17 protein-coding genes are annotated in these 21,463 nt (G+C 59.8%); 6 read left to right on the top strand and 11 right to left on the bottom strand.

Annotation, left to right across the window (positions count from 1 at the left end):
• The first annotated feature begins 3 nt into the window (after positions 1-3).
• Both U5A05_RS21155 and garD read left to right on the top strand, forming a co-directional pair.
• Positions 4-1,359, top strand: coding sequence for an MFS transporter (locus U5A05_RS21155; RefSeq protein ID WP_261739805.1), 1,356 nt, complete (start codon positions 4-6; stop codon positions 1,357-1,359).
• Positions 1,360-1,370: 11 nt separating this feature from the next.
• Positions 1,371-2,924: a galactarate dehydratase gene (garD, locus tag U5A05_RS21150; protein WP_321834656.1), complete on the top strand. Its 1,554-nt coding sequence runs from the start codon at positions 1,371-1,373 to the stop codon at positions 2,922-2,924.
• 52 nt (positions 2,925-2,976) lie between these two features.
• Here the strand turns inward: garD and cobA are convergent, their stop codons facing one another.
• The 10 genes from cobA to U5A05_RS21100 form a co-directional block, all read right to left on the bottom strand.
• Positions 2,977-3,750 (bottom strand): uroporphyrinogen-III C-methyltransferase, encoded by a 774-nt coding sequence (cobA, locus tag U5A05_RS21145; protein WP_321834655.1) that lies wholly within the window; start codon positions 3,748-3,750, stop codon positions 2,977-2,979.
• A gap of 10 nt (positions 3,751-3,760) precedes the next feature.
• A complete protein-coding gene (locus U5A05_RS21140; RefSeq protein WP_321834654.1) occupies positions 3,761-6,478 on the bottom strand; it encodes a nitrate reductase in 2,718 nt (905 codons plus the stop codon).
• Positions 6,478-6,795, bottom strand: coding sequence for a nitrite reductase small subunit NirD (gene nirD / locus U5A05_RS21135; RefSeq protein WP_261739801.1), 318 nt, complete (start codon positions 6,793-6,795; stop codon positions 6,478-6,480). The genes U5A05_RS21140 and nirD overlap by 1 nt, the downstream gene beginning before the upstream one ends.
• On the bottom strand, positions 6,792-9,245 hold the full coding sequence (gene nirB / locus U5A05_RS21130) for a nitrite reductase large subunit NirB (RefSeq protein WP_321834653.1): 2,454 nt from the start codon (positions 9,243-9,245) through the stop codon (positions 6,792-6,794). Before nirB ends, nirD begins: the two co-directional genes overlap by 4 nt.
• Before the next feature lie 474 nt (positions 9,246-9,719).
• Positions 9,720-11,390, bottom strand: coding sequence for a bifunctional protein-serine/threonine kinase/phosphatase (locus U5A05_RS21125; RefSeq protein ID WP_321834651.1), 1,671 nt, complete (start codon positions 11,388-11,390; stop codon positions 9,720-9,722).
• Between the two features lie 7 nt (positions 11,391-11,397).
• A complete protein-coding gene (locus tag U5A05_RS21120; RefSeq protein ID WP_261739798.1) occupies positions 11,398-12,609 on the bottom strand; it encodes a nitrate/nitrite transporter in 1,212 nt (403 codons plus the stop codon).
• Between the two features lie 251 nt (positions 12,610-12,860).
• Complete coding sequence (locus U5A05_RS21115; RefSeq protein WP_261739797.1) at positions 12,861-13,436, bottom strand: ANTAR domain-containing response regulator; 576 nt, start codon at positions 13,434-13,436, stop codon at positions 12,861-12,863.
• Positions 13,437-13,450: 14 nt separating this feature from the next.
• Positions 13,451-14,662 carry a CmpA/NrtA family ABC transporter substrate-binding protein gene (locus U5A05_RS21110; RefSeq protein ID WP_321834648.1) on the bottom strand — a complete coding sequence of 404 codons (1,212 nt, stop codon included), beginning with the start codon at positions 14,660-14,662 and terminating at the stop codon, positions 13,451-13,453.
• Between the two features lie 122 nt (positions 14,663-14,784).
• Positions 14,785-15,072, bottom strand: a complete 288-nt coding sequence (locus U5A05_RS21105; protein WP_019827368.1) for a type II toxin-antitoxin system RelE family toxin — start codon at positions 15,070-15,072, stop codon at positions 14,785-14,787.
• Complete coding sequence (locus tag U5A05_RS21100) at positions 15,062-15,301, bottom strand: type II toxin-antitoxin system RelB/DinJ family antitoxin (RefSeq protein ID WP_019827369.1); 240 nt, start codon at positions 15,299-15,301, stop codon at positions 15,062-15,064. Before U5A05_RS21100 ends, U5A05_RS21105 begins: the two co-directional genes overlap by 11 nt.
• A gap of 491 nt (positions 15,302-15,792) precedes the next feature.
• On the opposite strand from U5A05_RS21100, the gene U5A05_RS21095 reads away from it, so the two are divergent.
• A complete protein-coding gene (locus U5A05_RS21095; protein WP_261739794.1) occupies positions 15,793-16,140 on the top strand; it encodes a DUF6124 family protein in 348 nt (115 codons plus the stop codon).
• A 168-nt stretch (positions 16,141-16,308) separates the two neighbouring features.
• On the opposite strand, the gene pdxR is transcribed toward U5A05_RS21095, so the two are convergent.
• Positions 16,309-17,802, bottom strand: coding sequence for a MocR-like pyridoxine biosynthesis transcription factor PdxR (pdxR, locus tag U5A05_RS21090; RefSeq protein ID WP_261739793.1), 1,494 nt, complete (start codon positions 17,800-17,802; stop codon positions 16,309-16,311).
• Positions 17,803-17,892: 90 nt separating this feature from the next.
• On the opposite strand from pdxR, the gene U5A05_RS21085 reads away from it, so the two are divergent.
• The 3 genes from U5A05_RS21085 to U5A05_RS21075 all read left to right on the top strand — a co-directional run bounded on the left by U5A05_RS21085 (position 17,893) and on the right by U5A05_RS21075 (position 21,337).
• Positions 17,893-19,110, top strand: coding sequence for a benzoate/H(+) symporter BenE family transporter (locus tag U5A05_RS21085; protein ID WP_321834641.1), 1,218 nt, complete (start codon positions 17,893-17,895; stop codon positions 19,108-19,110).
• A 184-nt stretch (positions 19,111-19,294) separates the two neighbouring features.
• Entirely contained in the window at positions 19,295-20,206 is a 912-nt protein-coding gene (locus U5A05_RS21080; protein WP_261739791.1) for a TauD/TfdA dioxygenase family protein, read from the top strand.
• A 36-nt stretch (positions 20,207-20,242) separates the two neighbouring features.
• Positions 20,243-21,337, top strand: a complete 1,095-nt coding sequence (locus U5A05_RS21075) for an ABC transporter substrate-binding protein (RefSeq protein WP_261739790.1) — start codon at positions 20,243-20,245, stop codon at positions 21,335-21,337.
• The last annotated feature ends 126 nt before the right edge of the window (positions 21,338-21,463 follow it).

The following is a 21,463-nucleotide window of genomic DNA, read 5'->3' as shown; positions in this document are numbered from 1 at the left end:
GACATGCAAGCGACCCAGCCTACGCGCGTCCGCTATTTGATTTTGCTCATGCTTTTTCTGGTGACCACGATCAACTATGCCGACCGTGCCACCATCGCCATCGCAGGCTCCAGCCTGCAAAAAGACCTCGGCATCGACGCTGTTACCTTGGGTTATATCTTCTCTGCATTTGGCTGGGCCTATGTGGCCGGACAAATCCCCGGTGGCTGGCTGCTCGACCGTTTCGGTTCGAAAAAAGTTTACGCCCTGAGTATCTTTACCTGGTCATTGTTCACCGTGCTGCAAGGCTTTGTCGGCGACTTCGGTATGTCTACAGCCGTGGTTGCGCTGTTTATGCTGCGCTTTCTGGTGGGTCTGGCCGAGGCTCCGTCCTTTCCCGGTAATGCCCGCATCGTAGCCGCCTGGTTTCCGACGGCAGAGCGTGGCACTGCATCGGCCATTTTCAACTCGGCGCAGTACTTCGCCACGGTACTGTTCGCGCCATTGATGGGCTGGATCGTCTATTCCTACGGCTGGGAACATGTGTTCATTGTTATGGGCCTGTTCGGCGTGGTGTTTTCGGGCATCTGGCTAAAAGTTATCTACAGCCCTCGCGAACACCCGAGCATTAACGAAGCCGAGTTCAAGTACATCGCTGAAAACGGCGGCATGGTCGACATGGACCAGAAAGGTAAAAAGGCTGATGGCCCTAAGTGGGATTACATACGCCAACTGTTGACCAATCGCATGATGCTCGGCGTTTATTTGGGCCAGTACTGCATCAACGGCATTACCTACTTTTTCCTGACCTGGTTTCCGGTGTACCTGGTGCAGGAACGCGGCATGACCATCCTCAAGGCCGGTTTTATCGCTTCGTTGCCCGCCATCTGCGGGTTTATCGGCGGGGTGCTGGGCGGGGTGATTTCCGATTACCTGCTGCGTAAAGGCCATTCCCTGACGTTCGCGCGCAAGGCGCCGATCATCGTTGGCCTGCTGGTATCGAGCAGTATCGTGGCGTGCAACTACGTGGATGTTGAATGGATGGTGGTTGGCTTTATGGCCCTGGCATTCTTCGGTAAAGGGGTGGGTGCACTGGGCTGGGCCGTTGTGTCCGACACGTCGCCCAAGCAGATCGCCGGGCTGAGCGGTGGCCTGTTCAATACCTTCGGCAACATCGCTTCGATCACTACCCCCATCGTCATCGGGTACATCATCAGCTCCACCGGTTCGTTCAAATGGGCGCTGGTGTTTGTCGGCTGCAATGCACTGGTAGCGGTATTCAGCTATCTGGTGATCGTAGGACCGATCAAGCGAGTGGTACTCAAAGAGCCACCCACCAGCGGTCCTGAAACCGTTGAACTTTCACCTGCCCATCTTTGAGGAGCGGTGCCATGACGTTGATTGAACATTCCGATTCGCCGCGCTCGATCCGCTTGCACCCGCTGGATAACGTTGCGGTGGTGGTTAACGATCAAGGTGTGCCGGCCGGTACTGTCTTTGCGGACGGTCTGGTGACCCTGGACTTCGTGCCGCAGAGCCATAAAGTCACCCTGGAGGATATTGCTGAGGGGGGCGAAGTGATTCGCTACGGCCAGACCATCGGGTATGCCTTGCAAGCCATTCCACGGGGCAGTTGGGTCAACGAAGACCAACTGCGCATGCCCACGGCCCCGCCGCTGGACAGCCTGCCGCTGGCCACCGAAGTTCCGCCAGCGCAGGCGCCGCTTGAGGGTTATACCTTCGAGGGTTACCGCAACGCCGACGGCACCGTGGGTACGCGCAACATCCTGGGCATCACCACCACGGTGCAGTGCGTGACCGGGGTGCTGGACCATGCGGTCAAACGGATCAAGGATGAACTGCTGCCCCGTTACCCGCATGTTGATGATGTGGTGGCACTGACTCACAGCTACGGCTGCGGCGTGGCGATCAGCGCCACCGATGCATACATCCCGATCCGCACCGTGCGCAATCTGGCGCGCAACCCGAACCTAGGGGGCGAAGCACTGGTGGTTGGTTTGGGCTGCGAAAAATTGCAGGCCGGGCAAGTGATGCACGAGAACGACAGCTCGGTGGATCTGAGCGAGCCGTGGATGTACCGCTTGCAGGACTCCAGCCACGGCTTTACCGAGATGATCGAGCAGATCATGGCACTGGCTGAAATTCGCCTGAAGAAGCTCGATCAGCGCCGCCGCGAAACCGTGCCTGCGTCCGAGCTGATCCTGGGCATGCAATGCGGCGGCAGTGATGCGTTTTCCGGGATCACCGCCAACCCGGCCCTGGGTTACGCTTCGGACTTGCTGTTGCGCGCGGGAGCAACGGTGATGTTTTCCGAAGTGACTGAAGTGCGCGATGCGATTTACTTGCTGACCTCCCGTGCCGAGAGCGAAGCCGTTGCTCAAGAACTGGTGCGCGAAATGGACTGGTACGACCGCTATCTGGCCAAAGGCGAAGCGGACCGTAGCGCCAACACCACGCCTGGGAACAAGAAGGGCGGGTTGTCGAATATCGTCGAGAAATCCCTGGGTTCCATCGTCAAATCCGGCAGCAGCGCGATCAATGGCGTACTTGGCCCTGGTGAACGCTTCAAGCGCAAAGGCCTGATTTTTTGTGCGACGCCCGCCAGTGACTTCGTCTGCGGCACTTTGCAACTGGCCGCCGGGATGAACCTGCACGTGTTCACCACTGGGCGCGGTACGCCGTATGGCTTGGCGATGGCCCCAGTGGTGAAAGTCTCGACCCGTACCGAACTGGCCCAGCGCTGGCCGGACCTGATCGATATCGATGCCGGGCGCATCGCCACCGGGCGGGCGACCATCGAAGACCTGGGCTGGGAACTGTTCCACTACTACCTGGATGTGGCCAGCGGCAAAAAACACACCTGGGCCGAGCAGCACAAACTGCACAACGACATCACCCTGTTCAACCCGGCGCCGATTACCTGATCGGCCATATTGTGAGAGCGAGCCTGCTCGCGAAGGTCTCAAGAGCGTCGCGCTATTGGTAACGACTTTCGCGAGCCGGCTCGCTCCCACGTTGGCTCTGCTCTTCCAGGTTCTGCTGCGCATGGGCCGCCACCCGGCCAATCACCAAAATCGCCGGGCTTTTCAGTTGGAAGGCTTCGGCATCGTGTTCCATCGCGCTCAGTTGGCTGCGGCATTCGCGCTGGTGGGGCAGGGAGGCATTTTCGATCATGGCCACCGGCATATCCGCCGCCATGCCCCCGGCCAGCAATTGCTCGCGGATCTCACTCAGCTTCGCCACACCCATATACACCACCAACGTGGTGCCGCTTTGCGCCAGTGCCGGCCAATTTACCTGGCTGTCATCCTGAGTGTGCGCCGTCACCAGCGTCACGCCCCGGGCGACGCCGCGCAGGGTCAGCGGGATAGCGCATTGCGTCGCCCCGGCCAGCCCGGCAGTAATGCCATTGACCAGTTCCACCTCAACCCCGTGCTCGCGTAACCACTGCGCTTCTTCACCGCCCCGGCCGAAGATGCACGGGTCGCCGCCCTTGAGCCGCACCACGCATTTACCGTGACGGGCATAACGCAGCATCAGGCGATGAATAAACGCCTGCGGAGTCGAGCGACAGCCGCCGCGCTTGCCCACCGAAATTACCCGGGCAGCGGGGCAATGCTCCAGCACTGCGTCATTGACCAGATCGTCGATCATCACCACATCCGCTTCGCGCAGGGCGCGCACGGCCTTGAGCGTCAGCAGTTCCGGGTCACCCGGGCCAGCACCCACCAGCCAGACTTTTGCACTCATAGTGTTTTCCTCACGCGATAACGGCGATCGGCTGCGCTTGGGCAGCCAGCAAACGCTTGATTTCCGGGACGCAGGAACCGCATTGCGTCCCGCAGCCCAATGTATTTTTCAGCCCCTGCAAGTCCAGTCCCTGGCTGATACCGGTGCAGACCGCGCTTTGGCTGACGTTCTTGCAGTTGCACACAATTTTGTTGCCACCGGCCGGGGTGTCGACGTTGCCCGGCGGCACACTCAGCGGCGCCAGTAACCAGCGCCGCAGTTGTTCATCGGCCCGGCCTTCCAGCCACAGGCTTTGCAGCCAGTGCTGGGCGAGGGTTTCGCCAGCCAAGCGAATGGCGGTAATGCGCCCGCTTTCGATACGCACCCGCTTGCCAATGGAGCGGCGCGGGTCGTCGTAAGCCAGCACCGGCCCCTGGTTAAGGCCCAGGCATTGGTCGATATCACGCAGCAACTGCGGGTCCGGTGCGCTGGCGCTGGCCGCACGAATCAGCATCGCAGGGCGCTCGCGGCCGGTCAGGCTGAAACTAACGTAAGAAAAGGCTTCGCAGAGTGGGCGCAGTGTCTCGAAGCTTTGTTGAACATCACCCTCAATCAGGGCGAAGAGATGCCAGGGCAATTGCACCGGCTCTAGCCGTACGGCGCTGTGTTTGAGTTCCGGCTGTTTGGACAGCGGGTCGAACGCTGGCAGGGTGAGGGTATTGACCCCGCCCTTGAGGAAGCGGTCGCCCCAGTGCATCGGTAAAAACGCCTGCCCAGGGCGCACGCTGTCGTCGCTGCTGACCGGCAGGATCACCGCTCCGCGCCGACTCTTGAGGCTGATCAGATCTCCGGGCTGCAGGCGATGGCGGCGCAGTTCGTCCGGGTGCAGGCTCAATACCGCTTCGCTGACATGACCGAACAACTGCGAGGCGGTACCGGTGCGGCTCATGCCATGCCATTGGTCACGCAGGCGGCCGGTGATCAGGGTCAGCGGGAAGCGTGCATCGCGTTGCTCCTTGGCTGCCCTATAAGGGTCGGCCACAAACTGCGCCCGGCCGCTGGCAGTTGGGAAAATCCGGTCCAGATACAGCCGCGCAGTGCCTTTACGGGCACCCACCGGGAACGGCCATTGCTGCGGGCCGATGGCATCGAGCACGGCATGGCTGATACCCGACAAGTCCAGATCACGGCCTTGGGTCAGGTGCTTATATTCGTCGAACACCTGCGCTGCGCTTTGAAACGCAAACAGGCTGCTGTGCGCCGGGCGTAGTTGCTTCTCCAGTCGTTGTGCAAAATCAACCGTAATCGCCCAGTCGGAGCGCGCCTCACCCGGTGCAGCGATGGCTTTGCGCACGTGGGAAATACGCCGTTCGGAATTGGTCACCGTTCCGTCCTTTTCCCCCCAACTGGCGGCGGGCAACAGCAGGTCGGCGAAGGCGGCTGTTTCGGTGGTATGAAACGCCTCTTGCAGCACCACAAACGGGCAGGCCCGCAACGCGGCCCGCACAGCTGTCTGATCCGGCATGGACTGTGCGGGGTTGGTGCAGGCGATCCACACTGCTTTGATCTTGCCGTTGGCCATCTGCTCAAACAACTCGATAGCGCTCAGGCCGGTGTTCTGCGGCAGTTGCTCAACGCCCCAGTAGGCGGCGACCTCATCTCGATGCTCAGCATTGGCGGCGTCGCGATGGCCGGGCAACAAGTTGGATAGGCTGCCGGTTTCGCGCCCGCCCATGGCATTGGGCTGACCAGTCAGGGAGAACGGCCCGGCACCTGGACGGCCGATCTGCCCGGTGGCCAGATGCAGATTGATCAGCGCACTGTTTTTCGCGCTACCGGCAGTGGACTGGTTCAGGCCCATGCACCACAACGACAGAAAACTCGGCGACGTGCCGACCCATTCGGCGCATTGCTGCAGTTGCTCGAGGCTGATGCCGCACAACTGCGACACCATTTGCGGGGTGTAATCGCGCACCAGGTTTTTCAGTTCGGGCAGGCCTTGGGTATGGGCCTGGATAAAGTCGCGGTCGACCCAGTCTTCCCACAACAGCAAGTGCAAGATCCCGTGAAACAATGCGACGTCGGTGCCGGGCAGAATCGCCAGATGCAGGTCGGCCAGATCGCAGGTATCGGTACGGCGCGGGTCGATCACGATGACTTTCATCTGCGGGCGCTGGGCTTTTGCCTCTTCCAACCGACGAAACAGCACCGGGTGGGCGTAGGCCATATTGCTGCCGACAATCATCACGCAGTCGCTCAGCTCCAGATCCTCATAGCTGCATGGTGGTGCATCGGCGCCCAGGCTGCGCTTGTAGCCGACCACGGCCGAAGACATGCACAGCCGCGAATTGCTGTCGATATTGTTGGTGCCCACCAGGGCCCGCGCCAGTTTGTTGAAGACGTAGTAGTCCTCGGTCAACAACTGCCCGGAGATGTAAAACGCCACGCTGTCGGGTCCGTGTTCGGCGATGGTGGCGGCGAACACATTGGCGGCGTGATCGAGGGCGCTGTCCCAGTCGGTACGGCCACGGGCCAGCTCCTTGCCCAGGCGCAATTGTGGGTACAACGCACGGGCGTTGAGGTCGCCGGTGAGGTGCAGCGTCGAGCCCTTGCTGCACAGTTTGCCGAAGTTGGCCGGGTGCGCCGGATCGCCGCTGACGCCGAGAATGCGCTCGCCGTCATGCTCGATCAGCACGCCGCAGCCGACCCCGCAGTAGCAGCAGGTGGAGGCGGTGAGCTGGCGGTTCATCAGCCTGCGTCCCGCAGGGCCAGTTGCACCCGGCCATTTTCGACCCGCGCCGGGTGGTGATGGGCGCAGCCGATGTCCGGGGCCAGAGCTTCGCCGCTTTGCAGGTCGATCTGCCAGTTGTGCAGCGGGCACGACACGCGCTTACCGTAGATCAAGCCCTGGGACAGCGGGCCGCCCTTGTGCGGGCAGCGGTCATCGAGGGCGAACACTTCGTCGTCGCTGGTGCGAAAAATCGCGATGTCACCCTTTGGCCCACTAATGATCCGCGAGCCCAGGGCGTTGATTTCCTCAAGTGAGCAGATATCCAGCCAGTTCATGCCAGCACCTCCAGGTTTTTCAGGGGGATAACGTCGAACTCTTTTTTCAGCTGGGGCTGAGCCAGACGCTCCTTCCACGGGTCCTGCTCGAACGACAGGGAGAATTGCAGCCGGTCATTGAGCGCCTTGCGCCGCTGCGGGTCCTCAAGCACGGCCTTTTTGATGTGCTCCATACCGACCCGCTGCAGGTAATGCACGGTGCGTTCGAGGTAGAAGGCTTCTTCGCGATACAGCTGCAAAAAGGCGCCGTTGTACTCGCGCACCTCTTCAGCGGTTTTGACTTTGACGAAGAACTCGGCAACCTCGGTCTTGATCCCGCCGTTACCGCCGATATACATCTCCCAACCGGAGTCCACACCGATAATCCCTACGTCCTTGATACCTGCTTCCGAGCAGTTACGCGGGCAACCGGATACCGCCAGTTTCACCTTGTGTGGCGACCACATATTGAACAGGTCGTGCTCCAGCTCAATGCCCAGTTGCGTCGAATTTTGCGTACCGAAGCGACAGAACTCGCTGCCCACGCAGGTCTTCACCGTGCGGATTGATTTGCCGTAGGCGTGGCCGGAAGGCATGTCCAGATCCTTCCATACGCCGGGCAGGTCGTGTTTCTTGATCCCCAGCAAGTCGATGCGCTGCCCGCCGGTGACCTTGACCATCGGCACGTTGTACTTGTCGGCCACGTCGGCAATGCGCCGCAGCTCTGACGGGTTGGTGACACCGCCCCACATCCGCGGGACCACCGAATAGGTACCGTCTTTTTGAATGTTGGCGTGGGCGCGCTCGTTGATCAGGCGCGATTGCGGGTCATCTTTTGCTTCGCCCGGCCAGGTGGAAATCAGGTAGTAGTTGAGTGCCGGGCGGCAGGTGGCGCAGCCGTTGGGCGTGCGCCAGTTCAGGTAGCTCTGGGTGCCGGCGATGGTCAGCAAGTGTTGGTCGCGGATGGCCTGGCGGATTTGCCCGTGGTTCAGGTCGCTGCAACCGCAGATGGCTTTTTCGCTTTTGGGTTTGACGTCTGCCGCGCCGCCCACGGTGTTGATCAGAATCTGTTCCACCAAGCCTGCGCAGGAGCCGCAGGAGCTGGCGGCCTTGGTGTGTTTTTTGACATCGTCGACGCTGAACAGCCCGTGCTCCTGGATCGCCTTGACGATGGTGCCCTTGCACACCCCATTGCAGCCGCAGACTTCGGCGGTGTCGGCCATGCTCATGGCCTTGTCTTGGCCCTGATGGCCTACGTCGCCGATGGCATTTTCACCAAACATCAGGTGGTCGCGGATCTCACCGATGGCGTGATTCTCACGGATCTGCCGGAAATACCATCCGCCGTCGGCAGTGTCGCCGTACAGGCAAGCACCGACCAAAATATCGTCCTTGATCACCAGTTTTTTGTAGACCCCGCCAATCGGGTCGCTGAGGGTGATGGTTTCGGTGCCTTCGCCGCCCATAAAGTCGCCAGCGGAGAACAGGTCGATGCCGGTGACCTTCAACTTGGTCGAAGTCACCGAACCTTGATAACGGGCAAAGCCCAGTTGCGCGAGATGGTTGGCGCAGACCTTGGCCTGCTCGAACAATGGTGCCACCAGGCCGTAAGCGATGCCGCGATGGCTGGCGCACTCACCGATGGCGTAAATACGAGGGTCGTAGGTTTGCAGGGTGTCGTTGACCAGAATCCCGCGATTGCACGGGATGCCTGCCTGCTCGGCGAGTTCGGTATTGGGGCGAATGCCCGCGGCCATCACCACCAGGTCGGCGGGGATGATGTCGCCGTTCTTGAACTCGACCGAGCCGACCCGGCCATTACCCGCGTCATGCAGGGCGTTGGTCTGTTCGCGCAGGCGAAAATGCAGGCCGCGTGCTTCAAGGGCGGTTTGCAGCAATTGGCCGCTGATCGGGTCCAACTGGCGATCAAGCAGCCATTCACCGATATGCACCACGGTCACATGCATACCGCGCAGCATCAGGCCGTTGGCCGCCTCCAGACCGAGCAGGCCGCCACCGATAACCACCGCGTGCTTATGGGTTTTGGCGGTGTCGATCATTGCCTGGGTGTCGGCAATGTCGCGATAGCCGATAACACCGTTCAGGGTGTTGCCCGCAATTGGCAATATAAATGGGGTTGAGCCGGTGGCGATCAGCAGACGGTCGTATTCGGCTTCAGTGCCGTCTTCGGCGATGACTCGGCGCTTGACCCGGTCGATCTTCACTACTTTGCGGTTGAGCAGCAGCTTGATGTTGTTGTCCAGATACCAGTCCAGATCGTTGAGCACGATCTCTTCGAACGTCTGTTCACCGGCCAGCACTGGCGAGAGCAGAATGCGGTTGTAGTTGGCATGGGGTTCGGCGCCGAAGACCGTGATGTCGTACAGCTCATTGCTCAGCTTGAGCAATTCTTCCAGGGTGCGAACCCCGGCCATGCCGTTGCCGATCATCACCAGCTTTAGTTTTTTCATCAGGTTCTCCGGGAGCTGGGGCCTGCCTTATATGGGGCATTGCGGCCTTGCTCGACAAATTGTGTGCAAACAAAAAAAGGCGTCCCGCCAGTTACCTGGCGAGGACACCTTTGTCCTTGTCCCGTTCTCTCGGGAAACCCGTTCTTCGTCGTTGAAGGCCGGGTTTTATGATTGATGATTCAGCTAATGCAGCGGTTGTGCCAAGTCGTCAAAAGCCCATGTTTAAAGGGGGGGAAGTTTTTAGGGGCGGAGTTTTGTGCACCGAATAAAAGCGCCGCGCCCAATATTGGAGCGTTATTCCCGTAGCCGCTGACGAGCGTATTACGCTGATCGCAGCCTTCGTTCCTCCTCAGCGGCTACAGAGATACTTCAAGCGTGGGAGCGAGCCTGCTCGCGAAGATCATTCGCGAGCAGGCTCGCTCCCACTGGGGCTTGACCTGGAACAGAGTATCTACAGAGGTTTTCGAGCGTATGTCATGTGTGAAGCAGCAAAAACATCAGCACCAGATTGATCACCAACGACACCAAAGCCACCCCTCGCCACACCTTCAGCGGCTCTCGCTCCAGCAAAGGTCTGGGGCGGATGTTCAGGCTCTGGCGCTCGCCCTGTTCCAGTTGCAGCAACCACTCTTCGGCCGTTTCAAAACGCTGCTCGGGGTCGGCTGCAACGCCGCGCTCCAGGCTGTGGGCAATCCATTCCGGCAGGTCGGGCCGATAACGACTGGCACTCACCGGAACGCCAAACCGCGGGCGTTGGAAGGCTTCGATTTCACCGTAGGGATAATGCCCGGTCAGCAGGAAATACAAGGTCACCCCCACCGCGTAAATATCCTGCTTAGGGCCAGGTTTTTCGCCTCGAAAGGCTTCCGGGGCGATGTAACTGGGTGTGCCGGGCAGCGCTGATGGCAGGTCTTCCGAGAGGCCCGGGCAGTAGGCTAGCCCGAAGTCCAGCAAGCGCAGTTCGCCGTCGTCACCCAACAACACATTGTGCGGCTTGATATCGCGGTGAAAAATCTGTCGTCGATGCAGCAGGCCCACGGCCCCCAGCAGACGCTCGGCCAGTTCCAGCCATTGCGCCAGAGGCAGCGGCCCGCCCTTGGCGTAGAGTTTTTCCAGGGTTGAACCTGAGTATTCACGCATCACGTAGTACAGATGCTGACGCAGGTTGGCGGGGTGTACTTCAGGAAAATGTCGCCCGGCCACGCGCTTGAGAAACCATTCTTCCGATAGCAACGCTTGCCCGGCCAGATGATCGTCGTGCAGGCGGGCGGGAAGGGTTTTCAGCAGCCAAGGCTGTTGTTGCGCGTCGTGTACCCGGTAGAGCAACGACTGCTGACTCTGGCCAAGATGGCTTTCGACCTGCCAGCCCTCAAAGTGCTGCCCCGGCCTTAGCACGGGCGGCAGTGGCCATTGCTGCAACTGCATCAATGCATCGCCGATGCCGCTCTCGCCCAGGGCATCGACCCGTACCAGCAGGGCGCTGGCGTTGTCCTGGCTGCCTGCCCGGTGCGCGGCATTGACCAGTGTGCTGGCGGCGTCTTGCAGGTCGGGCAGGTCACGCAAAAGGGCGGCGATAGCGCTATCGCCCAAGGTCGACCATACGCCATCGCTGAGCAGCACAAAGGTCTCGTCCTGGCGCATTTCACCGTCGAGAAAATCCACCACCAGATGCTGATCAAGCCCAAGCGCCCGTTTAAGCACATGCTGCATGCCCGGCTGATCCCAGACATGATCTTCGCTGATGCGCTGCAAGGCCCCGGCGTACCAGCGGTACACCCGGCAATCGCCGACATGGGCCAGGGTAAATCGCTTGCCACGCAGCACCAGGGCACTGACCGTGGTCAATAGCGGTTGCCCGCCGCCATTGGCCTGGAGCCAGCGGTTCTGCGCGAGTAATAAGCGCTCCAAGGCCTGCGCAACGCTCCAGGTTTCGGGCGTGGCGTAGTAGTCCAGCGCCAGAGCCTGCAAGGTCGAGCGGGCGGCCAGACCGCCGTCGGCGCATTGGCTGACACCGTCGGCGATGGCGAACAGATACCCCTTGCTCGCCGCCAGCATTGGCACTGGCGTGACTTCGCGCAGTGCGTCTTGATTCTCCGGGCGTGGCCCGGTCGCGCTGGCGTGGGCAAAGCTCAGTTGCAGGCTCATCGCGGCCTCACACTCGGGCAGCGGTCACGGCAGCGGAGCCCCAGGTGGTTCTCCAGCGACGTTTGACCCCATGCAGGCCGAACCAGGCCAGAACCCCAAGGCTGGCGAACAACCATAAGGCCAGTTGATAACTGCCGGTGCTTTGCTTGATTGCGCCCATACCTGCCGCCAAGGCGAAGCCGCCGATACCGCCAGCCATGCCGATCAGGCCGGTCATTACCCCGATTTCACGTCGAAAACGCTGCGGCACCAATTGGAAAACCGCACCGTTGCCAGCGCCCAGTCCCAGCATGGTGCAGACGAAAAGTGCCAATGCAGCGTAGGAACTTGGCAGGTTGAAACCTACGGCGGCGATGCTGATGGTCGCCACGGCATACATCCCCAGCAGCGTGCGAATCCCGCCGAAGCGATCCGCCAGTGCGCCGCCCAAAGGCCGCATCAAACTGCCGCCAAACACGCAGGCTGCGGTGTAGTAGCCCGCAGTCACCGGGCTCAGTCCGTATTGATCGTTGAAGTAGCCGGGCAGGGCGCTGGCCAGGCCGATAAAACCACCGAAGGTTACGCTGTAGAAAAACATGAACCACCAGCTGTCGCGATCACCCAGGGCCTTGAAATAGTCGCCCATGGATTTGGCTTTTGGTCGCTCGGGGGCATTTTTGGCCAGCCAGGCAAATACGAAAATGCACAGCACCAGCGGGATCAGGGCAAAGCCGAATACATTGCTCCAGCCATAGGCCGCAGCCAGCACCGGGGCCAGCAGGGCGGCGAATACCGTTCCCGAGTTGCCAGCACCGGCGATGCCCATCGCCTTGCCTTGGTGCTGCGGCGGATACCATTGCGAGGCCAGCGGCAGGGCCACCGCGAACGATGCACCGGCCATGCCCAGAAACAGCCCCAGCAGCAGGGCCTGCTCGTAGCTGTGAATCCCGTGTTTCCAGGCGACAAACAGCGCGCAGATCACAATGACCTGGCCGATCAGCCCGGCGGTTTTCGGTGACAGGCGATCCGCCAGCAGGCCCATCACAAAGCGCAGCAGGGCCCCGGCCAGAATCGGCGTGGCCACCACCAGCCCGCGCTGTTGGGTGGTCAGGTGCAGGTCGGCGGCGATTTGCACCGCCAGCGGGCCGAGCAGATACCAGACCATAAAGCTGAGGTCGAAATAGAGAAACGCCGCGAACAGGGTCGGGGTATGGCCGGATTTCCAGAAGCTTGAATTCATCGCGCACCTCAACGGTTAATCGTTTCGAGAAGGAGTCATGAGCGTGGGTCTGTTGCCAAAACGAAAAAACGCCGCTACCTGATCCGCCATGGGCGAATGAGGTGAGCGACGTCTTTGTCGTAAGTAGGGCAACCGCCGTTGGTTACCGGTAGTGAGTGCTTAGCGAGAAGTGTGCCAACAGGTGAATAACTCACCCCTTGTGGGAGCGAGCCTGCTCGCTCCCACAGTTGAAGTATTTACAGGGAAGGGTGTCAGCCCAGCAACTCACTCATGGCTATGATCTGTTCCGCCACTTGAATCAACTTCTGCTGGCGGCTCATGGCTTGGCGTCGCATCAGGGTGTAGGCCTCTTCTTCGTTGCAGGTTTTCATTTTCATCAACAGGCCCTTGGCCAGTTCTATGCGCTTGCGCTCGGCCAGTTGCTGGTCGCGGGCGTGCAGTTGGGCGCGCAGAGCCTGGTCGCTTTCAAAGCGGGCCATGGCCACATCGAGAATCGGTTGCAGGCGCTGGGCATGAATACCTTCGACGATGTAAGCACTGACCCCGGACTTGATCGCCTGGCGCATCACACCGGGGTCGTGCTCGTCGGTGAACATCACGATCGGCCGTGGCTGGTCCCGTGAGACCAGTACCACTTGCTCCATCACATCACGGCTGGGTGACTCGGTATCGATCAGGATGACATCCGGGCGCACCGTTTCGACGCGCCCGGGCAGGTCGATGGTCAGGCCCGACTCGTCGATGACTTCAAATCCGGCTTCGGTCAGCGCAGCTTTAAGGCGGCCGACTTTTTTCGCCGTGTCGTTGATCAGCAAGATACGCAGCATGGGGCAGGTTCCAGTCAACGACGGGCGAGAAGAGGAGTGTTGGCGCTCATGGCATGCAGCGCAAAGCTTCGTGCATAAGCTGCAGGGTCCGTGCCGTCCCACACCTTGCCGTCGATCAGTTGGCTGCTGCGCATGTCCGTTGTACCAGCGGTCACGCCAACGGCGCTGGCGGCGTCGCGGTAAAGGGCCAGTTGCTGAACCTGCCGGGCTATGCCCAGGTAGTCCGGGTCTTCGCGCAACAAGCCCCAGCGGCGGAACTGGGTCATAAACCACATGCCGTCGGACAGGTACGGCAGGTTGACCGCGCCGTCGCCATGAAAGCGCAGCGCGTGGGGGTCTTGCCAGTGATTGCCCAGCCCGTCGCGGTAGTCGCCGAGCAGGCGCGGTTCAATGCACTCAACGGGGGCATTCAGGTACTCGGGGGCGCTCAACAACTGCGCGGTGCTGCGCCGGTTTTCGGCGCTTTGCTCGATAAAGCGGCTGGCTTCGAGAATCGCCATTACCAGCGCCCTGGCGGTATTGGGGTACTGCTCGACAAAAGCCTTGGTGCAGCCGAGGACTTTTTCCGGGTGGTCGGGCCACAGCGCTTGGGTGGTGCTCAGGGTGAAGCCCATGTTCTGTTTTACCGCACTGGCGGCCCACGGTTCGCCCACGCAGAACCCGTCAATCCGTCCTGCCTGCAAGTGCGCGACCATCTGTTGCGGTGGCACCACCACGCTGTCGACGTCTTGCAGCGGGTGGATACCCTGGCTCGCCAGCCAGTAATACAGCCACATGGCGTGGGTGCCGGTGGGAAAAGTCTGGGCGAAGGTCAGTTTTGAGCGACTTTGGTGCACGTGTTGTTGCAGCGCCTCAGGACGGGTCACGCCCAGGGCTTGCAAACCGTGGGAGAGGTTGATGCTCTGGCCATTCTGATTGAGCCCCATCAGCACGGCCATATCAGTGGCCGCCACGCCTCCAATTCCCAAGTGCACGGCGTAGATCAGGCCGTACAGGCTATGGGCGGCGTCGATCTGGCCACTGACCAGGTTGTCCCGCAGGCTGGCCCAGGACGACTGGCGCTTGAGGTTCAGAGTCAGGCCATAAGGCTGGGCGAACCCTTGCGTGGCGGCGACCACCACCGAGGCGCAATCACTGAGGGCCATAAAGCCGAGGTTGATTTCGGTTTTTTCCGGGGCATCGCTGCCGTTGACCCAGGCCAGAGGGCCTGTGTGTGGTTCGATCATGGGAGTTGCACCTTGGCGAAAAGCATACAGCGAGGGTGCAAGGCATATGCCAGAGGGGTAAACCCAGTTGAAATCCCGCTGTTAAAGGGCTTTGGATTAGCCGTTGCCTTTGATGGGCTGGTCTACTTCAAGCGGTCTTGCGCCTTGCGATACGCGGCCTGATGTTCGCGCTTGTCAACGGCGACGACGAACACCACAACCTCTTGATCAATGACCTGATAGATCAAGCGGTAACCCGCGCTGCGCAACTTGATTTTGTAACAATCGGGCAGCTTGCGCAGCCGGTTGGCTTCAACGCGGGGGTTGAGCAACACCTCTGACAATTTGCTCTTGAATTGCAGCCTGACCGTGTCAGCGAGTTTGTGCCATTCCTTGAGGGCGCGCTGGTCAAACTCAAGATCAAAGGTCATCCAGTGTCACCTTGACCCTTTGCGGCGCTGCCAGGCGTTCGCGCACGGTGTTGATGAGTGCTTCGTCTTCTTCTGTCACCAGCATGGGGCGAAAGGGCAGTTGGCCGCGTTCGGCTACGTACTGCAATGCCTGGCGGACCAGTTCCGAGGGGGTGACACCCAAACGCTCAAGTTCCTTGTAGGCGCGGGCTTTGAGTTCATCGTCGATGCGGATATTGATGGAGGCCATGGTTTTGACTCGTGTAATGACATTTGTCATTACGTTGGCATCTGCTCGTTTCTTATTCAAGTGCCATTGGGCGGTTGAATGTTCTGCATTGTTCATATGTGCTCCTGAGTTTAAGCCGCCAAACCAAAGAAGGGCGGTCAGCTCTGTGAGCCTAGCTAGAGATAATCAGGTGATTCGTACGACGATTCGCTTTCATTCCCGTGAAACATCCGAGAAAATCCCGTTCGCTTGCGCCTGTCCAAATCGGGGAATAGTCTCGCTCCACCGCTGCAAAACAGCGGTCGGGTTTAGTCGCCCGGTGTTACTAGGCGCAATGCGCCACCTTAGCGAGGCGCTTTTTTTCGGCCTGCGTTTTATGGTGGCCGTGCGCAGGGCGCCTTCGGGTGCGCCGGGTTCCTAGTACACCGGTCGACTAACCTGCGCACGGCTGCCACCCATTCGTTTAGTCGCGATAAGTGACAGCTCCTTTTGATGTACTAGGAGTCTTCACGATGAAAAAAATCACTCCCGATCCCCCTGTTTCTCCCCTCGATGCTGCTGACAGTCACGACCCGTTGCTGGACCGTATCGCCACCGAGCGTGCGCTCAATTATTACCTGCAAAACCATAAGCCTTTTCGCCCTGTGGGCACGGCCCTGTATGCCATCCCGGACAGCGTCAATTCAGAAGCGGCTTTGGCCCAGGCGTCAGACTTGTTGCGCTGTGCGGGTGCCTGCGCGAATGAGGCGGGGAATGGCTTGAGCGGGCCCGCGCGCGATTTGGTGTTGTCGACCGTGCACTTGGTGGAGCTGGCCAAGGGTTATGTCGATAAATCGCTGGACACGCTGGCAACGCACTGAGGCAGCACGCGCCTGATTGGCGACAGGCGCGTTATATATTTATCAAAAGTACGATGGGCTAAATCCGTACCGGCACAAACCAGCCAACAAACCAGTCTACGGGTGCAATGTTGTTCACTTAAGAGCAACGCTCCCACAAGAGGCAGAAATCGCTTCAGAGAACAGCCTCTAGCTAATGGCGCTGGCCAGTCGCGCCATGGCGGTCTCGATTTCATGGGCGGTCAGGGATGAATAACCCAACAGCCAGCCTTGTTGCTTCTCTTTGCCTGCGTAAAGGCGGCTCAGGCCGGGCAGTTGGATACCGGCAGCGGCAGCTTGGCGAATGGTTGTTTGTTCTGACAGGCCTTCGGCCAGAAAACAGGGGATCTGTAACCCGCCTTGCGGACGCAGGGCGGTGACGATGCCCGGCAAATGTCGGTCGATAGCGTCGAGCATCGTGGCCCGACGCCCGGCGTAGAGTTTGCGCATGGCACGCACGTGGGCGTTGTAGTGACCATCTTCCATAAAGCGCGCCAGGGTCAGTTGCAGGACTTGGGGCGTGTGGCCGTCCATGATGCTGCGCGCATAGGTGAAAGGTTTGACCAACTCGTCAGGCAGCACCATGTAGGCCATGCGCAAGCCCGGATAGAGCGTCTTGCTGAAAGTGCCGATATAGAGCGTGCGTTGGTGTTTATCCAGCCCCTGCACGCAGGCGGTGGGCAAACCGTCGTAGTGGAATTCGCTGTCGTAGTCGTCCTCGATGATCCACTTGCTCTGCTCGAGCGCCCAGTTGATCAACTCCAGACGGCGCTGCAGTGGCAAGGTCGCCCCGGTGGGGTATTGATGAGACGGCGTGACATACACACAGTTTGCGCCGCTGCGGTCGGCGCGCAGCAGGTCGGTGCGGATGCCCAGGGCATCAACGTCTATCGGCACAATCTGGGCCTCGGCACTCTCAAAAGCTTTTTTTGCACCGAAGTAGCCGGGGTTTTCGAGCAGGATCGGTTTACCGGCGTCGACCAGTAACTGGGCACACAGGAACAGGGCCTGACGGGTGCTGCTCAGCACCAGAATCTGTTCGGGGACGCACTTGGCCCCGCGCTCAAGGTTCAAGTACGTTGCAATGGCTTTGCGCAGCGGTTCGGCGCCTTGCGGGTCGCCGTGCAACAAAATATGGGCGCGGTGTTCCTTCATGACCTGGCGCTGAAGGCGTTCCCAGACCGCTACGGGAAAAGAGCGGGTTTCCGGCAGGCCGGTGGCAAACGCCCTGATCATCTGTTGATCGTTTACGCCGCCGCTGTCGAGGATCATCTGCCCGCGTCGACTCAAGCCCGAACCGGGCAGCGCCTGACTGCGCCGGGCCGCAGGTCGTTGATTGCGACTGCGCCTTACCCCGTGCAATTGGCTGCCGACACTCTGGCAGACATAACTGCCCGAACCTTCGCGGCGCACAATAAAACCGTCACGCTGCAATTGCACATAGGCGTTCTCCACCGTGTCGCGAGCTACCCCGAGCGACCGGGCCAGCACTCGCGTGGCGGGCAGTTTCAGGCCGGGGTCCAGAGCACCGTCGAGGATCAGGCTGCGCAGGGCTCGCTGAATTCGCTGGTGCAAATCCAACGGTTGAAACTCGACATCGTTGAGCCGGATTTTCAGGGTTTCAAGCTCAAATGTTTTGCCCATGTGGTCTGCTCTGGATGGGTAAATTGGCCTGCAATGGCGGGCCATTCTATCCGTACACTTTGCCCGTCGCCACTTGCACGGAGCATCGCCATGTCATCCACCGCCTCAACTTCAACCCTGCGTTTACGCGATCTGCTTCACCCGGTTATCGCGGGTTTAATCTCGGTGATCGTCAATTATGGCGGTACGTTCATTCTGGTCTTTCAGGCGGCCAAGGTCGCCGGGTTGAGCCCTGAACTGACCGCCTCGTGGGTGTGGTCGGTATCGATTGGGGTAGGGGTGAGCGGGTTGTTTCTCAGTTGGAAATACCGTGCGCCGATCATCACTGCCTGGTCGACACCGGCTGCGGCGTTTCTGGTTGTGGCGCTGGCCACCACGCCCTATGCCGAAGCGATAGGTGCGTACATGATCTCGGCTGCGGCCTTCGTGCTGCTGGGTTTGTCCGGCTATTTCGAAAAGCTCATTCGCTTGATCCCGCCGGGTATAGCTGCCGGGTTGCTGGGCGGGATTCTGTTGCAGTTCGGTATCGGCGCGTTTGCCGGCATGAGCATTGACCCGCTGCTGGTCGGGCTGTTGATCGCCGCCTACCTGGTACTCAAACGCTTTAGTGCGCGCTACGCCGTGGTGGGCATTCTGGTGTTGGGGCTGGTGTTTCTGCTGAGTCAGGGGCGTGTTGACCTGACGGGCCTGTCACTGCAATTGGCGACGCCGGTCTTCACCCGGCCCGAGTTCTCACTCAATGCTCTGCTCAGCGTGGCGCTGCCATTGTTTCTGATCACCCTGACCGGGCAGTACATGCCCGGCATGCTGGTGCTGCGTAACGACGGGTATAAAACCAGCGCCAATCCGATAGTCACGCTCACCGGGCTCGGTTCTTTGCTGATGGCGCCTTTTGGCTCCCACGCGTTCAACATCGCGGCGATCACAGCGGCTATTTGTACGGGCAAGGAAGCCTCGCAGGATCCGTCCAAACGCTGGATCGCAGGCATTGCGGCGGGGGTGTTTTACATTCTGGTGGGGATTTTCGGCGTGACCCTGGCGGCAGTATTCATGGCATTCCCAGCCACTTTTATCACGACTCTGGCCGGGCTTGCGTTACTCGGCACCATCGGTGGCAGCCTGGCCAGCGCGATGGCAGACGCCAAATCCCGGGAAGCGGCGCTGATCACCTTTCTGGCATCCGCCGCCAACATCACGTTGCTGGGTATTGGCGGGGCATTCTGGGGGCTACTGATCGGGTTGGTGGCCTACGCGGTGCTCAATGGCCGCTTGCCAGGGCGTTCAGCGGTGGTGCAGGCGGCCAAGTAAACAGGTAAATAATTAAATTGGTTATTAACTTACAATCCTAGGATTTATAACTGTTTGTCGGAGTTTAAATAGTCTTTGTTCTATTAAAATGCCCATCTATCTTTAGATTAAATAGTGATTAGTCAGCGCTACTTTTATGCCTTTATGATCTGTCCACAACAACTCGTGAGGCAGGAGTGGCGTAATGACTATTCAAGTAAAACCCGTGGCGGGTCGAATTGGTGCACAACTTGAAGGCGTTAAACTGGGCGGTGATATCAGTGCCCAAGCGTTCGAGTTTATTAATCAGGCCTTGTTGAAATATAAAGTCCTGTTCTTCCGTGACCAGCATCTGGATGACGCTGAGCATGAAGCGTTTTCCCGACGTTTCGGCGATCAAGTACCCCATCCAACCGTACGCTCTGCCGAGCAAAGTGCTGCCATCCTGAATCTGGATGCCAAGGAAACCCGAGCCAACTCCTGGCACACCGATGTGACCTTTGTTGCCAATTATCCAAAAATTTCGATCTTGCGCGGTGTGGTCATTCCCCCTTATGGCGGCGACACGGTGTGGGCTAATACGGCGTCAGCCTATGCCGACTTGCCACAACCTCTAAAGCAACTTGCCGACAGCCTGCGCGCCTTGCATACCAATGTTTATGACTATGCCGCGCCGCGCAATACCGATGAGTCTGGCCTTAAGCGTTATCGCGAACAATTCACCGCCCAAGTTTATGAAACCGAACATCCGTTAGTTCGCGTTCATCCGGAGTCTGGCGAAAGAAGTTTGTTGCTGGGGCACTTTGTCAAAGAGATCCAGGGTGTCAGCAGCAGCGACTCGAAGCAGCTGATTCGCCTGTTCCACGACCGCATTACCCATGTCGACAACACCGTGCGTTGGCGCTGGCAGGAAGGCGATGTGGTGATCTGGGACAACCGCGCCACCCAGCATATAGCGATCAACGACTACGGCGATGCCCAGCGCATCGTGCGCCGCACCACCATCGACGGCGATGTGCCGGTGGGTGTGGACGGCCGCCTGAGCCAGGCGCTCAAGCCGACCCCGGACACCCGCTCGCCGAAAACCGAAGCCGACAAAAAACACCTCGCCGCCTGACGGGCCGCACCTCATCGCTCCAAGGAAGATCTGCCCATGGCCTCATTCAAAGTAAATACCCTGCTGCGCAAGACCCGCATCGCTGCCGTGCTGGCTGTGGTCATGGCTGTACCGCTGGCCGAGGCCGATGTGTTGCGCATCGGCGTGGCGAGCGCCGGTGGCGGTGATCCGGTCACGTTCAGCGGCTCGCCCCTGGGCATAGTGCGCAACCAGCAACTGCTGGAAAAAGCCTTCGCCGGAACGGGCACCGAGGTGCAGTGGTTCTTCTTCAAAGGGGCTGGCCCTGCGGTTAACGAAGCCTTGTCCAATCAGCAGCTGGACTTCGCCTACCAGGGCGACTTGCCCGCAGTGGTCGGGCGCTCCAATGGGCTGGACACCAGGCTGCTGGCAGCACTGGGTGTGCGAGCCAATCTGTATCTGGCGGTGCCAAAAGGCTCTGAGATCAAGACTATCGAAGACCTTAAAGGCAAGAAGGTCGCAGTGTTTCGCGGCACCAACGGCCATCTGGTGTCGATCAACCTGTTGGCCGAGCACGGTCTGACCGAGCGCGATATCAAGGTCATCAACCTCGATACCGGCAGCACTCAGGCAGCGCTGGTTTCCAACGGCGTGGATGCCGCCTTTGGCGGTCGTGAACTGTTCAAGCTGCGCGACAAGGGCCTGATCGACATTGTTTACGACAACCCGGACCAGGATGTGCGCTACACCCGTCAAACCGCATTGGTGGTGCGTGGTGCTTATGAAAAAGAGCATCCGGCCAATGTGCAAAAAGTGGTCGATACGCTGGTGGATGCCGCGCATTGGACCTCTGAAGACAGCCACCGTGATGAGGTCTTCACCGAGTGGGCCAAAAGCAATGACCCTGTGGACTCACTGCGCGCCGATTTCACTGGGGTCAGCCTGCGGGACAGGGCTTCGCCGCTGATCGACACCTTTTTGGTCAGCCGCTATCAGGCGGTGGCGGATCAGGCCAAGGACGAAAAATTGATCCGCCGTCCGGTCAGCATCGATGGCTGGTTTGAGCCCGGCTACCTGCAGACCGCGCTCAAGGCCAAAGGCCTGGAGAACTTCTGGACGGCCTATGGCACGGATGGCAAGCAGCCTGAAGGCAATGCGGTAGCGGGCAAGTAACTGCATACCCCTGTGGGAGCGGGCTTGCTCGCGATTGAATCGACGCGGTTATCCAGACAGACCATGTCGTCTGCATCGCGAGCAAGCCCGCTCCCACAAGGTCGCCAACAGGAACTCCGTTTTTTG

This window comes from Pseudomonas kulmbachensis (assembly GCF_963681935.1).
Taxonomy (GTDB): Bacteria; Pseudomonadota; Gammaproteobacteria; order Pseudomonadales; family Pseudomonadaceae; genus Aquipseudomonas; species Aquipseudomonas kulmbachensis.
The sequence above is the reverse complement of the archived record's forward strand: the minus strand, read 5'-3'. Positions and strand labels throughout refer to the sequence as shown.